The sequence below is a fragment of the Erwinia persicina NBRC 102418 genome (genome assembly GCF_001571305.1).
Taxonomy (GTDB): domain Bacteria; phylum Pseudomonadota; class Gammaproteobacteria; order Enterobacterales; family Enterobacteriaceae; genus Erwinia; species Erwinia persicina.
Window position 1 is genome coordinate 41,083 of the sequence record NZ_BCTN01000021.1, and the last position, 15,728, is coordinate 56,810.

A 15,728-nucleotide genomic window follows, 5' to 3' on the forward strand; every position below is an offset into this window, starting at 1 on the left:
GCTTGCGGCGCTTTGCTAACAAGAGGCTTCATGTTATCTATGTCAGGTTGGCGTAATTTATATTATAACTTATTGAATCTGCCAGTTAAATTACTGGTAAAAAGTAAGGCAATCCCGGCTGAACCGGTTGCCGAACTTGGGCTTGATACGTCGCGCCCTATTATGTATGTGCTGCCTTATGATTCAAAGGCGGATCTCCTTGCCCTGCGTGAGCAGTGTCGCAAACAGGACCTTCCCGATCCCCTGGAACCGCTGGAGATTGACGGCACAGTTCTGCCCCGCCATGTGTTTATCCATGATGGCCCACGCGTTTTCCCGTATTTTGTGCCGAATCTGCAGTCGGTCAAGCTGTTCCACGAATATCTCGACCTGCACCGTAATCATCCCGAACTGGATGTGCAGATGGTGCCGGTATCGGTGATGTTTGGCCGTGCCCCTGGCCGCGAAGTTCAGGGTGACGATCAGCCGCACCTGCGAATGCTGAACGGCATTCAGAAATTCTTTGCGGTGCTCTGGCTGGGCCGCGACAGCTTCGTGCGCTTCTCGCCGATGGTATCTCTGCGCCATATGGCGACTGAACACGGCACCGATAAAATCATCGCCCAGAAGCTGGCACGCGTCGCCAGGATGCACTTCGCCCGCCAGCGTCTGGCCGCCGTCGGCCCACGCCTGCCGGTGCGTCAGGATCTGTTCAACAAGCTGCTGCAGTCCAAGGCTATCGCCAAAGCGGTAGAGGATGAGGCACGCAGCAAAAAGATCTCCCATGAAAAAGCCCAGCAGAATGCCGTTGAGCTGATGGAAGAGATCGCCGCTGACTTCTCTTACGAAGCGATTCGCCTGACCGACCGCATTATGGGCTGGACCTGGAGCAAATTATACCAGGGAATTAATGTTAACGGCGGTGAACGCGTGCGCCAGCTGGCGCAGGACGGGCATGAAATTGTCTATGTTCCCTGTCACCGCAGCCACATGGATTACCTGCTTCTCTCCTACGTGCTTTATCACCAGGGACTGGTGCCGCCGCATATCGCAGCCGGCATCAATCTGAACTTCTGGCCTGCCGGCCCGATCTTCCGCCGCCTGGGCGCCTTCTTTATCCGGCGAACCTTTAAGGGCAACAAGCTTTACTCCACGGTGTTCCGCGAATACCTGGGTGAACTGTTCACCCGTGGCTATTCCGTTGAGTACTTTGTGGAAGGGGGCCGTTCACGTACGGGCCGCCTGCTGGACCCGAAAACCGGCACGCTGTCGATGACCATCCAGGCGATGCTGCGCGGTGGCAATCGCCCTATCACCCTGGTGCCGATTTATATCGGCTACGAGCATGTGATGGAAGTGGGCACCTACGCGAAAGAGCTGCGCGGCGCGACCAAAGAGAAAGAAGGCTTTATGTCGATGGTGCGCGGGCTGCGTAAGCTGCGCAACCTGGGCCAGGGCTATGTCAATTTTGGTGAACCGCTGCCGCTGATTGCCTACCTGAATAATCAGGTGCCGGAGTGGCGTGACGCCATCGATCCAATTGAGGCGCAGCGCCCGGCATGGTTGACCCCGGCCGTCAACGACATCGCGCAGAAAGTGATGGTGCGGATCAACAATGCCGGGGCGGCCAACGCCATGAACCTCTGCGTGACCGCCCTGCTGGCCTCGCGTCAGCGCTCCATGACCCGTGAACAGCTGACCGAACAGCTTGACTGTTACGTACAGCTGCTGCGCAACGTCCCCTACTCGCCTGACTCAACCGTGCCGGATATGACCCCGGAAGCGATGCTGGAACATGCGCTGAGTATGAACAAGTTCGAGCTGGAGCAGGACAGCATCGGTGAGATCGTGGTGCTGCCGCGCGAGCAGGCGGTACTGATGACCTATTACCGCAACAACATTCACCATATGCTGGTGATGCCTTCGCTGATTGCTGCCATCCTGATGCAGCATCGCGAAATCAGCCGCGCCGAACTGCTGCGTCAGGTCACGGTGATTTATCCGATGCTGAAGAGCGAACTGTTCCTGCGCTGGAACAGCGATGAGCTGGCGCAGGTGCTGGACTCACTGGTGGCAGAAATGGCCCGTCAGGGACTGCTGGTGGCTGAAGAGAGCAGCCTGCGTCTCAGTGCCGGTCGTTTCCGTACCCTGCAGCTGCTGGCAGCGGGCGTACGTGAAACCCTGCAGCGCTATTCAATCACCTTCTCGATTCTCAGCGCAAAACCGGCCATTAACCGCGGAACGCTGGAAAAAGAGAGCCGGACCATGGCACAGCGTCTGTCCGTACTCCACGGCATTAATGCGCCGGAGTTCTTCGACAAGGCAGTATTTACGTCGCTGGTGTTAACGCTGCGGGATGAAGGCTATATCAGTGATTCCGGTGATGCCCAGGTTGAACAGACACAGCAGGTTTACCAGCTGCTGGCCGACCTGATCACTCAGGACGTCAGAATGACCATTGAGAGTGCGGTAGAGCTCGACTGATACGGTAAGGATAGCGGGCCGATTCCATAGTGGATCGGCCCTTCAGTTTACTCTCAGATACCCAGTACCACGCCCATAAACAGTACCAATCCTACCCAGTTATTGTTCAGAAACGCCTTAAAGCACAGCTCACGGCGCCGCCTGGCAATCAGCTTCTGCTGATGCACAAAGAACACCCCCGCCACCAGCACCGACCAGTAAAAGATACCGTTGAGATGCAGCTGCCAGCCCACCAGCGCCATCAGGCACAGCGTGGCCAGCTGAAGCAGGCCAATAATCAGCTTATCGTAACGACCAAAGAGAATGGCGGTGGATTTCACCCCAATCTTCAGGTCGTCATCACGGTCAACCATCGCATACTGGGTGTCGTAGGCCACCGTCCAGCAGATATTGGCCAGGAACAGCAGCCAGCAGGTCAGCGGCACGCTCTCGCTGACCGCCGCCCAACCCATCGGGATCGCCCAGCCAAAGGCCGCACCCAGTACCACCTGCGGCAGATGGGTGTAGCGTTTCATAAACGGATAGAGCCAGGCCAGGCCCAGGCCGCCCAGCGACAGCCAGATGGTCATGCTGTTCATGGTCAGCACCAGCGCAAAGGAGATCAGCACCAGGCCGGCAAACAGCAGTTTGGCTTCACGCGGGGTCACCGCGCCACTGGGTAGCGGGCGCTCACGGGTACGCTTTACAAAGCCATCAATTTTTCGGTCAGCAAAATCATTCACCACGCAGCCGGCTGCACGCATAAAAAATACGCCCAGCACAAACACCAGCAGCACGTTAAGCGGCGGTGCCTGCCTTCCTGCCAGCCACAGCGCCCACAGCGTGGGCCACAGCAGCAGTAGTGATCCTATCGGTTTATCAATACGCATCAGACGGCTGTAGGCCGCCATTTTACTCATTGGCACGCTCTTCTCCACGCTATGCTCCCCCTTCTGCCGCCACGCTGGCATAGAGCGGGGAGGCAGGTAAAAACAGTTCGGTCAGTAACAGTGGCTTGCCTGACAGACGCAGGCGCGAACGCCGGCCCCACAGCGTATCGCTGTGGCCAACATCAATAAAGTCACGCGTCAGCGTTGAAGAGGCAAAAAGATAGCGGCCCAGCGGTACCGTGCCCAGCTGTTGCAGCTTCTGTTCGGGGCCGTTGAGGGTGGATTCCGGCACCAGCGTGCGGGCGACCAGCCAGGGAACGCCGTCGCCACAGAGTTCAATTTCCCGCAGCCAGTAACGCGGCTCGGCAGGCAGCAGCACGATATCTTTATCGTCTGCCGCTTCCTGCGCACTGATAAATCCCTCACGCAGCAGGTTCACCGTCACCGCCTGGCAGTGACGCTCAAAGCGACGCGTCATGGAATCGACTTCCATCAGCCAGTCAAGCAGGGGGGCCGTTAACAGAGGGGATGAATCCGGCAGCCAGTTGATCGCGCGCAATTGCGACAGCGCGTTCTCAGCCATAACACTTCTCCGCAAAATCTTCGATGCGTCAGTGTAACGCAGACCCTGGCGGCAAACCTATCAAAGCCGGGCAAATAGCCGTGAATTTATGGCGCGTTTACAGACTTATTCGCGCTTCAGGCGGTTGCTGTTTGCCAGCCACAGGGTGATCACCAGAATCAGGATGGCGATAGCATAGGCCAGGGTATCAAAGGGGTTTTTATGGTCGACAATGATCAGGCGAATGATGGCCGTAATGCCGATATAGACAAAGTAGCGCAGCGGGAAATGGTAACCAGACTGGAAATACTTAATGATCAGCGCGATAAACTCAAAGTAGAGGAAGTAAATCACGATACCTTCGATAAGCAGATAAGACGACGTCTGCTCGCCGGTATTCAGCAGCACGTTACCCAGATGGATGGTCTCTTTGCCAAGAAAGATGATCAGAATGCAGGCCAGCACAATCAGGCCGGTGTTTAAAACCATTTGCAGGGCAAAGGCCAGCCGGGTGGCGGGCGTGTTACGTTCCTGGGACGTCATGATACACCTCAAAGTCACTGTTATCCGTCGGGAATGCCGACGGATAACAATATGCTTGAGTGTGATGCAGATCACAACATTTCGATGAGGCTTACCGCATGACGGGGCGACCGGGAAAAAAGGCCGCCCCGCCGTAACGCCGGGATTTAACGGTAATTTGCGTCGCGGTCGGTGGTCATATCGTACAGCTGGTACTTACGACCCAGCATCTGACCACCATCACGCGTCAGCGGAGTCCAGTTCACCTGCGCACGACCGCGGGTTGGTGACACGCTGAAGACATCCATCGGCACGGAGATATAGAAGCCCTTGGTGAAGTCACCCTCGCCGTACTCTTCCGCAGAGACGTTGGTTTTGGTGGCGTAAGCCCCGACGGTAATACCGCTGTCGAAGCGCTTCGAAATATCCACCGTCACGCCTTTATCTTCCGCCAGGTACTGCCCGACGCTGGCTTTCACCAGTACGTTGCGCATAAACCACGGCTGCCAGTAACCGGTAATGTTGCCCACCTTCGCGCTGTAGTCGGTGAATTTCATCATGTTGTCCCAGTCACGCTGTTTGACGTAGTTGGCGTCCACCCCCACGGCCCAGCTGGCATCCAGCGGACGATAAAGCACTTCGCCGCCGGCCCCGCCATACATGGTTTCCAGATAGCCACCGTACACCTGTCCGTAGAACCCGTTGCCGAGCTCATGCATGTAGTTGGCCTGCAGGTTATTCACATAGACGTTATTTTCAACGTAGTCGCGAATATGGGTACGCACCCGTGGCAGGGAGGAGTCCGCCGGCGCACCGTTGTAATTAAACTTGTCGTAGTTGTTGGCCAGGTTGCCAAACAGGCTGCCGTCCAGCAGCAAGTGGTCCGTCAGCCAGAAGCTGGCGTTCGCCATTACGCCCACCTGGTAAAGGTAGAAGCTCTCCGGCCCACCGACTGACTGGTTGAGCACCGGTGACAGGCTATAGCTCAGACGGTCGCCGTCGATACGGAAGCCCTGCTCAGTATGCCCCGGATCGCGCGGATCCACTCGCTGCTGCTGAAGCGTCTCTTCCCGTCCCAGCGGATATCCCGCCAGCTGGCGTTGCAGGCTGCCCACATTGGTTTCCGTGGTCACCTGTGGCATATGGCTGCGCGTTTGTGTCACACGCAACGTATCCACGCCTTCCGGCAGATGGTTGGCAAGGATGACGTTGGCGCGGTCGACGCCGCGCTGCGTATCACGGTATTTATACTGCTCCCCGGTGACGGTCATCGTGCTGCCGTCCACCTGAATATTCGGCGCATTCAGACCGGCGTTGTACTTCAGGTCGGTCAGTTGGTTGGCAGTCAGCGTGGGCTCAAGGAAGCGGTCCTGCGGCTGCGGATTGTATTCCGGCTTCGGCATATCCCGCTGATTCTGGTGCAGATCGTTAAAGTTAGTGCGCAGGGTGAAACCGGCCATAAAGGTGTTGCCACGCTCATAGCTGACATTGACATCCGCCCAGTCGGTAAGCCGGTAGATTGCCCCGACGTTAAGTTTGCTCTTCTGTTCCAGGCGCCCGGCAAAGTCATCTTTATAATCGTTGCCTTCATACTCCATCTTCAGGCGCAGCGGTTGCCACGGGGTCTGATACTCAATGCCGCCGAAAATGGCTGTTGGCCCTTTAAACATATCGCCACCGCTCACCGACCCGGCGGTGCCGCTGCCCTCTGCACGGTAGCAGTATTTTTCGCTGGCAGAACAGAACGGGTTCTTGACGGTCCCGCTGTTACCGATGTAGCCCCAGCCCATGCCGAGGGTGAAGTCAAACGGCCCCCAGGCCTTGGTGGCCACCAGATATTCGCTGTCAAACAGGCCGGTACCGCCAAGGTCACGCGTTCCTACAGAGACTTCCGGTAGCCAGAACCCCTCTTCCCACAGGCGCAGCTTAAGGTCGAACGCTTTATCTTTGTAAGTCTGATCGCCAGAGAAGCTGGATACGGCGCTGTATTCCCGGGTTTTGACGTCGGTGTAGCGGATGGTGGCTTCCAGCCACGGGAACAGCTGCACCGAGGAGGAGTAAAAGTGGTACTGATCGTTATAGCGGTAGTTAAGGCTGAACTCGCCCTCTTTGGCCATACGCGCCGTCGGCACCTGCATCAGGCCCACGCCGCCGAAGTCAGACTGAGACGGGCCAATCGGGTCCGGATAGGTGGCAGCCTGAGCCTGGCAGGCACAGGCAACGGAGAGTGACAGCAGGCTGAGAAGATAACGTTTTTTCATCAGTCAGGGATCCGGTGCGTCAGTACAGAAATGATCTGCTGGTTGAGATCGGCATAGGTGGCCGGTAGCGTCCACGAGGAGAAGCCAACGAAGAGGATGCTGCCCGGTTGCGGCTCGTAGTGACGACGGTTCCAGTACGCCACCGGCACGTCGGTGACCTCCCCCCCGGGGGAGATCACCTGTGCGATGTTGCGTTCACCGCCGCTCATGCGCGGGTGTGCATCCAGATACTCAACGGCGGAACGTCCCGCTGCCCACGGGGTTTTACCTGCTTTTTCCACCGCCCCCGCCAGGGTAATGGAGGTCGGTTTTGCCAGGGTATACACGCTGTACTCCCCCTGCAGCGTGCGGTTGGCCTGTGGACGTAACCGCACCCAGTCCGGATCCAGATTGACCTTCTGCCGCCCTGTCACCTTCACGCCGGCGATCTGCTGGCGCACGTTTTCAACCACGGCGGCCTGTTGCGCATCATTGTCGCTTTTCAGTTCATCGCGCCAGGCCTGAAGCCGCGCCAGCAGCTGTTGCTGCTGCTGTACTGCGACAGCGGTCGCCTGTCGTTCAGCGATCACCGTTCCCGGCCACCACGTTTTTTCCATCAGTGCCGGGCTGGTGACCAGCTGTGACAGATTCGCCGCGTGGGCAACCACAACCGGCTGCGTCTGCCCGGGATAAAAGATATTCACCCGGCCATCGGCCTGAGCGTGCAGCGACAGCGATGCCACCATCCCTGCGAGAATAAGGGTTAATTTTTTCATGATTTCGCAGGCTTCAGAATGGTGAATTCAACAGGAAGGTAGTCGGCTCCCAGCGTCTGCCGTGCCTGACGCACCTGCCCGCTGGACATATCTACCCAAAACGTATTGCGCCACGAACGGCCATTTTCCGCCGTCGTCACCTCTTCCTGCCAGACGCGACAGGCAACAGCCTGCCCGCCAATTTGCAGCACCTCGTCTTTCCCCCGCGTGAAGTGGGAAACCGCCGTGTCCGCCTGAGGTTTACCGTCCTGCGTCCAGCTGAGCGTTCGGGTCCAGCTGGCCCCCTCGGTCAGGCGCAGCGCATCACGCAGCGGGTCGTTTTCCAACTGACTGACGTCATTGAGGTTATCCGCCAGGCCAAGGGTTTTGACCAGGCGACCGTGCCGGGTGACCAGCATCGCTTTATCGCGCGTGATCCATTTCTGCTGTCCGTCTTCATTGAAGCCCAGCACCACAAAGATCTGCTGGCCGCCGTTGACCCGCAGGTACATGCTGGCATAAGGCATCGCGTCGATTTGTTCGTTAGTCATCTGGATGTCGTCAGCGCCGAGAAAGGCCAGCTTGACGGTTTCACCCAATCCTTTTTGCGTTTGTGTACAGGCCTGAAGCAGCAGGCAGAGCAGCAGAAGTGGTAGGTTTCGCAACTGTGAGTGTCCCTGAGCAAAGGAGAACAAGGCGGAAAATAACCACACAAATGTGTGGTTATGATTAATTTTTGTACTTAGCGGGTCGTGCCTGTGGTGGTGGTGGTCGTGGTTCCGGTGTTGGAACCATTTCCGCCGCTGCTTGCGGCCAGCGCAATGCCAGCCAGCGCGCCAACGGCACCAATACCTACAGCAGTTGTCGCACCAGCTGACATTGAACCCGCATCAGCACCAGCAGCAGCACCGGTTTCTACCGGTGGAGCGCCAGCAGCTTCAGCGGCAAACGCGCCGGTTGCACTCGCTAAGTACACTATGGCTGCAGTAGCCCATATGACTTTTTTCATCACACTTTCCCTTCATTAAATGAATGGATACCAGGACCTGGATGGTGCCTGGCGACTCCAGTATGGGGAATTAATTTCCAGAAAGCAGCGCAGCGGGCAGAAGGTCATGGCATGGCGGTGAGTATTGATAAAACCCTGTAAACCGGTTAATTGTTAATATATATGACCAAGAAAAACCGATTAACAGAGGTTAATACCAATGTTTACTGGATTCGGGGGAAGTGCGGCTTAAAATGGCGGGTAGTGAAGAGTAGCGTGACTTTGCGTGATTAATTTGCAAAATACTGTGAATAAAACATTAAAAATCAGTTAGATAACAGATAAGTTATTCGTGTTTTTTTGCCATTATCGCGCCATTTATTTAAGAATTATCTGTCTCAAAACGAGGCGTTTTATGGCATTTTTAGGAATAAGCCCATCCCTGTTACGACCATTTTACTCATCGTTGGGGTGAAAAAAGGCGACAGAATCCGTTGGCGGACAGCCACTCAGCCTTCGCAGTCCAAGGGAGATAGAAATATCTCCCTGTCAACCAGGTCCAGTTATTTCCAGAAAATAAAAAACCCCCAGAAACCGGGGGTCAGCACCGGACACCGTGCCGGTGAATGTGGCGGGCGGCAGGGAAAAAAGCCGCCCACGCCCTGGCGGTTAGCGCCAGGATTTATAACGGTTAATCAGACCATTGGTCGAGCTGTCATGCGTACTGACCGCATCCGCACTTGCCAGTTCTGGCAGGATACGGTTAGCCAGCTGTTTGCCCAGCTCAACGCCCCACTGGTCGAACGTGAAGATGTTGAGAATAGCGCCCTGCGTGAAGATCTTATGCTCGTAAAGCGCAATCAGCGCACCCAGGCTGTACGGCGTGATGTCACGCAGCAGGATGGAGTTCGTCGGGCGGTTACCTTCGAACACTTTATACGGAACAACGTGTTCGACGGACTGTGCGTCCTTCCCGGCATCGGCAAACTCTTTTTCGACCACTTCACGCGATTTACCAAACGCCAGTGCTTCGGTCTGCGCAAAGAAGTTCGACAGCAGCTTGCTGTGATGGTCGCCCAGTTTGTTATGGGAGACCGCAGGCGCGATAAAATCGCACGGCACCAGTTTGGTGCCCTGATGGATCAGCTGGTAAAACGCGTGCTGGCCGTTAGTGCCAGGCTCACCCCAGATGATCGGGCCAGTCTGGTAAGTCACCGGTTGGCCGGCGCGGTCAACGTATTTACCGTTAGACTCCATGTTGCCCTGCTGGAAGTACGCAGAGAAACGATGCATATACTGGTCGTAAGGCAGGATGGCTTCGGTTTCTGCACCGAAGAAGTTGTTGTACCAGATGCCGATCAGCGCCAGCAGGATCGGCAGATTTTTCTCTTCCGGCGTATCGGCAAAGTGGCGATCCATCGCATGCGCACCGTCCAGCAGCTTTTCGAAGTTTTCGAAGCCAACGGAGAGGATGATGGACAGACCAATAGCCGACCACAGGGAATAACGGCCACCGACCCAGTCCCAGAATTCGAACATGTTGTCGGTATCAATACCAAACTCAGCGACGGCCTGGCCGTTAGTCGACAGCGCAGCAAAGTGCTTCGCCACGTCTTCCTGATGACCCGATGTCAGGAACCAGTCGCGCGCGCTGTGGGCGTTGGTCATGGTTTCCTGCGTGGTGAAGGTTTTTGATGCCACGAGGAACAGGGTTGTTTCCGGGCTCAGGGTCTTCAGCGTTTCGGCAATATGCGTGCCGTCCACGTTGGAGACAAAGTGCATGTTGAGATGGTTTTTAAACGGACGCAGCGCTTCAGTGACCATAAACGGCCCCAGGTCTGACCCGCCGATGCCGATGTTCACCACGTCGGTGATCGGTTTGCCGGTGAAACCTTTCCACTCGCCGCCGATAATACGCTCAGAGAAGGCTTTCATCTTCTGCAGCACGGCGTTCACTTCCGGCATGACGTCTTTGCCGTCGACCACGATTGGGGTGTTGCTGCGGTTACGCAGGGCCACGTGCAGAACCGCGCGATCTTCCGTACGGTTAATCTTTTCCCCGGAGAACATTGACTTGATTGCGCCCTGCAGGTCGGTCTCTTTGGCCAGCGCCAGCAGTTTATCGAGGGTTTCGCGGGTGATGCGGTTTTTCGAAAAGTCCACCAGCATCTGATCGTCGAACGTGGCAGAGAAGGCAGCAAACCGGTCGGCATCGTTAGCGAACAGGTCAGCAATCTGAACATCTTTCATTTGTTCATAATGCTGGATCAGTGCCTGCCAGGCAGCGGTTTGTGTCGGATTGATATTTTTCATAGCAACACTCTTTTTATTTAAGAACAGTCAGTCAGACCGGACGATATCTTACCTGTTACGGGCGTTCGGCTCCCCTTTTCCTGCAACAGGTTACAGCTATCATCCCGCCACGATTCGGTATCCGGCGGTGCGGACGATCCCGCCAGGGGAAATAAGTATGACTATTCATACCCTTTTCCGGGTAAAAATTATAGCCCGGACATGGCTTATAAGAATTGACGCTTAGGGTCTAAACGGTGATTTTTGTAGCAAAAGTGATTAGCGTGGGTGATACCGTACCGATCATAACGAAAATGCATAATCATCGGCCGACAGGCGTTGACAGCTGCACCATAACCCGATATTCCTATGCGCAACTTATGCACCGCATAAGCCAGAAGAGGCGCGTCGCCCAGGCAGTGTGTTGGAGGAACCGTATCCTTTGATAATGCATGATGGGGAGCGACGCCGAGGTATTAACCACACGGAGTGGGGCATATCGACCGCAGGGGCTGAATCCTCTGGGTTGTCACCAGCAACGTCCGGTAGTCGGGCGGCGAGGTGGGGCGCTTCTGGGTGACGCGTAGCCTTTCTTCTACGTCCTCTCCCGTTGCGTTCTTCCCTTGTGCCAAGCTGATGGAATAAATCCTGACACGAAGGTAGTCATCGTAATGTCTCAAAATCTGATCGTGGCGAAATTTGGCGGCACCAGTGTCGCTGACTTCACTGCTATGAACCGCAGCGCCGATGTAGTGCTGTCTAATCCCGATGTGCGTCTGGTTGTCCTGTCTGCCTCCGCAGGCGTCACCAATCTGCTGGTTGAACTGGCGGCGGGCCAGCTCCAGGAGCAGCGTGCGTTCCTGCTGGACGAGATCCGCCGAATTCAGTACGCCATTATCGACGCGCTGGATCAGCCCGCGGTGATCCGTGACGAAATTGACCGCATGCTGGAAAACATCACCATGCTGTCCGAAGCTGCCGCACTGGCCACCTCCACTGCCCTGACCGATGAACTGGTCAGCCACGGTGAACTGATGTCGACGCTGCTGTTCGTCGAGATCCTGCGCCAGCGTGACGTGGCGGCAGAATGGTTCGACGTGCGGAAAGTGATGCGCACCAATGACCGTTTTGGCCGTGCCGAGCCGGACGTGAGCACGCTGTCCGGACTGGCGGCCAGCCAGTTGCAACCCCGCATTGCGGAAGCACTGGTCATCACCCAGGGCTTTATTGGCTGTGAAGAGCAAGGCCGCACCACCACGCTGGGCCGTGGCGGCAGTGACTATACCGCTGCGCTCCTGGGCGAAGCACTGCATGCGCAACGGATTGATATCTGGACCGATGTACCGGGTATCTACACCACCGACCCGCGTGTGGTGCCCGCCGCGAAACGGATTGACGTGATTACCTTCGAAGAAGCCGCTGAAATGGCGACCTTTGGTGCCAAAGTACTGCACCCTGCTACGCTGCTGCCGGCAGTACGCCGTGATATTCCGGTGTTTGTGGGCTCCAGCAAGGATCCGGCGGCGGGCGGCACCATTGTCAGTAATAAAACAGAGAACCCGCCGCTGTTCCGCGCGCTGGCCCTGCGCCGCAAGCAGACCCTGTTAACCCTGCACAGCCTGAGTATGCTGCACACCCACGGCTTCCTCGCCGAGCTGTTCAGCATTCTGGCGCGCCATCAAATCTCGGTCGATCTGATCACGACCTCCGAAGTAAGCGTGGCGCTGACGCTGGATACCACCGGTTCAACCTCAACGGGGGCCAGTCTGCTGACCCAGGCCCTGCTGACTGAACTGTCTTCGCTGTGCCGGGTGGAAGTGGAAGAGAACCTGGCGTTAATTGCCATTATCGGCAACAAGCTCTCGCAGGCCTGCGGCGTGGGTAAAGAGGTGTTTGGCGTCCTGGATCCGTTTAACCTGCGTATGATCTGCTACGGGGCCAGCAGCTATAACCTCTGCTTCCTGGTGCCGGGCAACGATGCTGAAAAAGTCGTGCAGACGCTGCATCACAATCTGTTCGAGTGATTGCAAAACCGGGCCTGGCCCGGTTTTTTTCGCCGGGCGCAGAAGAAGAATGCTGTGCTGCCTGAACCCCACTGCGGTGGGGTTTTCTGCTTTATATCACGCCAATGTCGCTGACTTTTCACCCCGTTTTTAATGCTATGATCCCCTGTTCATTATCTTGTGCTATGGCAATTTTCTCCGCTTCATCAATAACGCTTATAAGGATCCACGGCTATGCTCGCCACTGTCACCCGACTGTTCCCACTCTGGGCCGTCCTGCTCTCTGTCGCTGCCTATTACACCCCCACCACGTTCACCGGCATGGGGCCGTACGTTCCCTATCTGCTGATGCTGATTATGTTTGGTATGGGCGTAACGCTGAACGTCGGCGATTTTAAACGCGTTCTGACTCGCCCGGCACCGGTGGTCGCCGGGACCTTTCTGCACTACCTGGTGATGCCGCTGGCAGCCTGGGGCCTGGCAAAACTGTTTCATATGCCACCGGACCTGGCGGCAGGGATGATTCTGGTGGGCAGCGTGGCCAGCGGCACGGCGTCAAACGTGATGATCTACCTGGCGAAGGGGGATGTGGCTCTGTCAGTAACCATCTCTTCTGTTTCGGCCCTGGTGGGCGTTTTCGCCACCCCGCTGCTGACCAAATTCTACGTGGATACACATATTCAGGTCGACGTGGTCGGGATGCTGCTGAGTATTGTGAAGATTGTTGTTGTTCCGATCGGTCTTGGCCTGGTGATCCACCATACGCTGAATGGCGTTGTCAGACGCGTGGAGCCTTACCTGCCGGCGTTTTCGATGGTGTGTATTCTGCTGATTATCAGCGCCGTGGTTGCGGGCAGCCAGAGCTTTATCGGTTCAGTCGGCCTGATGGTGATTGTTGCGGTGATCCTGCATAACGCCATTGGGCTGCTGGGAGGCTACTGGGGGGGCAAGCTGTTTGGCTTCGATGAGTCCACCTGCCGCACGCTGGCGCTGGAAGTGGGGATGCAGAACTCCGGTCTGGCGGCGGCGCTGGGCAAGATGTACTTCTCGCCGCTGGCGGCCCTGCCGGGTGCGCTGTTCTCCGTCTGGCACAATCTGTCAGGCTCGCTGCTGGCGGGGTACTGGTCCGGTAAGCCGATTAAGAAATAACGTCCCGGTACGGTCAGCCTGACTGCCGCCGGAAGGCGGCAGTCAGGCTGAAGGCGCTGTGGCGGCGTCCCGCCGTCACAGCCCTGCTGGCAGGTTAATCCTCGTTTTTATCATCATCCGCCTGCTCAAGAACGCTGTACGCCACCGCGCAAAACAGTGAGTTCAGACGTTTCATATCGCCCAGTAACCCCAGATGCAGCGAGCTGGTTTCAATGCTCTGCACGTTTTGCTGATGCAGGCGGTCAACGTGCGCATGCGAGTAACGACGGTTGGTAATGCGAAAACGGTGCTTGGCACGGCGCAGACGCTTCGCGCTGGTGATATCGCGTGACAGGAACACCGACAGGCTGAGACGCAAATTGCTGGTCAGCAGTTCAAGCTGGGCATCCAGCTCCTTCATCCCCTCGGCAGAGAACGCCCGCCCCGCGGCCAGGGATTTATCCGCCACGTCACCGCTCATACGCTCCAGAATATCCCCCGCCATTTCGAGGTTAAGCGCCATCTCGATGGTTTCTGCCCAGCGACGCGAGTCTTCTTCCGGCAGGTCTTCCTTCGGCATCTGTGCCAGATAGAGCTTGATGGCGGTATAAAGCACATCGACGTCATCATCCAGCTTACGGATCTCGCGGTCTTCACGCAGTTCACCGTGCACCACCTTGCCGAAGGTTGCCAGCATCTGCTCCAGCACATCGCCCATGCGCAGGGTTTCACGGGAGGCATTGGCCAGCGCCAGCGCCGGGGTATCCAGCGACCCGGGATCCAGGTGGCGCGGCTTCAGACGCAGGTCTGTTTCCGGTTCTTCACGGATCAGCCGGCAGCAGAGGCTGGCCATCAGTCCGGCAAACGGTACCATCACCACGCAGCGGATCAGGTTGTAGAAGACGTGGAAGAAGATCACCAGCTCTTCATCGTTTACCGGCAGTTCGTCCAGCCAGCCCGCCAGCGGGTCGATAAAGGGCAGCACCATCAGCGAACCGATAAATTTAAACAGCAGGCTGCCCAGCGCCACCCGCTTGCCGGAGGCATTCGATGCACTGTTATTCAGCATCGCCAGCAGTCCACTGCCGAGGTTGGCCCCGACCACCAGACAGAGCGCCACTTTGAACGAGATCACGCCGCTGGCCGTCAGCGTGGCAGTCAGCAGCACGGCTGCCAGGCTGGAGTAACTGATAATGGCAAACAGGGCCCCGATCAGCGAGTCGAGCATCACGTCGCCGGTCAGCGAGGAAAACAGCACCTTGACGCCTGCGGCCTGAGTGATAGGCGTGGCGGCGGTGACGATCAGCTGCAGCGCCAGCAAAATGAGGCCCAGCCCGATGCTGGCGCGGCCCAGTTGCCCCGCACGGGTCTGCTTACGGCCGAGGAAGAACACCACGCCAAAGAAGATAAACAGCGGCGAAAGCCACGAGAGGTCAAAGGTGAGGATACGCGCCATCAGCGCCGTACCGACGTCGGCACCGAGGATAATCACCAGCGCAGGCGTCAGCCCCACCAGCTCCTGCGCAACAAAAGAGGTCACCAGCATAGTGGTGGCATTGCTGCTTTGAACCAGCGCGGTTACGCCAATACCGGAGAGGAAGGCCATCGGTTTTTTGGCCACGCTGCGGCTGAGTACCCGCCGCAGGTCGGCACCGTAAACGCGCATGATGCCGGTCCGCACGATATGGGTTCCCCATACCAGCAGCGCCACGGCAGAAAGAAGGTTAAGCAGGGTTAACAACGGTCGCGATCTCCATGATGACAATATGATGACGGCACGCCTGTGCCACATACCGTTAATCTTAGCCGATCTTGTGCCGTTCTCCGCCGATTAAAACGCCGGGATGGCGGGTCACCCCACATTCTTTATCGGGCCACTTCACACAGCGTCCGCTGACCCGGCAGG

12 protein-coding genes and 1 riboswitch are annotated in these 15,728 nt (G+C 57.0%); of the genes, 3 read left to right on the plus strand and 9 right to left on the minus strand.

The features are described 5' to 3' along the window. The first annotated feature begins 39 nt into the window (after positions 1–39). Positions 40–2,463, plus strand: a complete 2,424-nt coding sequence (plsB, locus tag EPE01S_RS19110) for a glycerol-3-phosphate 1-O-acyltransferase PlsB (RefSeq protein ID WP_062748385.1) — start codon at positions 40–42, stop codon at positions 2,461–2,463. A 53-nt stretch (positions 2,464–2,516) separates the two neighbouring features. Here the strand turns inward: plsB and ubiA are convergent, their stop codons facing one another. The 8 genes from ubiA to pgi form a co-directional block, all read right to left on the minus strand. Further along, on the minus strand, positions 2,517–3,380 hold the full coding sequence (gene ubiA / locus EPE01S_RS19115; RefSeq protein ID WP_062748341.1) for a 4-hydroxybenzoate octaprenyltransferase: 864 nt from the start codon (positions 3,378–3,380) through the stop codon (positions 2,517–2,519). 1 nt (position 3,381) lies between these two features. Further along, on the minus strand, positions 3,382–3,915 hold the full coding sequence (gene ubiC / locus EPE01S_RS19120; protein WP_062748343.1) for a chorismate lyase: 534 nt from the start codon (positions 3,913–3,915) through the stop codon (positions 3,382–3,384). Positions 3,916–4,020: 105 nt separating this feature from the next. Next, entirely contained in the window at positions 4,021–4,437 is a 417-nt protein-coding gene (gene psiE / locus EPE01S_RS19125) for a phosphate-starvation-inducible protein PsiE (protein WP_062748345.1), read from the minus strand. A gap of 146 nt (positions 4,438–4,583) precedes the next feature. Next, positions 4,584–6,677 carry a YjbH domain-containing protein gene (locus EPE01S_RS19130; RefSeq protein WP_062748347.1) on the minus strand — a complete coding sequence of 698 codons (2,094 nt, stop codon included), beginning with the start codon at positions 6,675–6,677 and terminating at the stop codon, positions 4,584–4,586. Further along, complete coding sequence (locus EPE01S_RS19135) at positions 6,677–7,432, minus strand: capsule biosynthesis GfcC D2 domain-containing protein (protein WP_062748349.1); 756 nt, start codon at positions 7,430–7,432, stop codon at positions 6,677–6,679. The genes EPE01S_RS19130 and EPE01S_RS19135 overlap by 1 nt, the downstream gene beginning before the upstream one ends. Beyond that, positions 7,429–8,076 (minus strand): YjbF family lipoprotein, encoded by a 648-nt coding sequence (locus EPE01S_RS19140; protein ID WP_062748351.1) that lies wholly within the window; start codon positions 8,074–8,076, stop codon positions 7,429–7,431. Before EPE01S_RS19140 ends, EPE01S_RS19135 begins: the two co-directional genes overlap by 4 nt. Before the next feature lie 77 nt (positions 8,077–8,153). Continuing rightward, positions 8,154–8,420: an exopolysaccharide production protein YjbE gene (yjbE, locus tag EPE01S_RS19145; protein WP_062748354.1), complete on the minus strand. Its 267-nt coding sequence runs from the start codon at positions 8,418–8,420 to the stop codon at positions 8,154–8,156. A gap of 648 nt (positions 8,421–9,068) precedes the next feature. After that, a complete protein-coding gene (gene pgi / locus EPE01S_RS19150; RefSeq protein WP_062748357.1) occupies positions 9,069–10,712 on the minus strand; it encodes a glucose-6-phosphate isomerase in 1,644 nt (547 codons plus the stop codon). A 369-nt stretch (positions 10,713–11,081) separates the two neighbouring features. Then, a riboswitch (Lysine riboswitch) is annotated at positions 11,082–11,271 on the plus strand. A 91-nt stretch (positions 11,272–11,362) separates the two neighbouring features. Here pgi and lysC point away from each other — a divergent pair. Together lysC and panS are read left to right on the plus strand one after the other, a co-directional pair. After that, positions 11,363–12,715, plus strand: a complete 1,353-nt coding sequence (gene lysC, locus EPE01S_RS19155; RefSeq protein ID WP_062748359.1) for a lysine-sensitive aspartokinase 3 — start codon at positions 11,363–11,365, stop codon at positions 12,713–12,715. 213 nt (positions 12,716–12,928) lie between these two features. Continuing rightward, positions 12,929–13,843 (plus strand): ketopantoate/pantoate/pantothenate transporter PanS, encoded by a 915-nt coding sequence (gene panS / locus EPE01S_RS19160; RefSeq protein WP_062748362.1) that lies wholly within the window; start codon positions 12,929–12,931, stop codon positions 13,841–13,843. Positions 13,844–13,937: 94 nt separating this feature from the next. Here panS and EPE01S_RS19165 read toward each other — a convergent pair whose 3' ends face one another. Beyond that, positions 13,938–15,563, minus strand: a complete 1,626-nt coding sequence (locus tag EPE01S_RS19165) for a Na/Pi cotransporter family protein (RefSeq protein ID WP_062748364.1) — start codon at positions 15,561–15,563, stop codon at positions 13,938–13,940. Positions 15,564–15,728 lie beyond the last annotated feature (165 nt).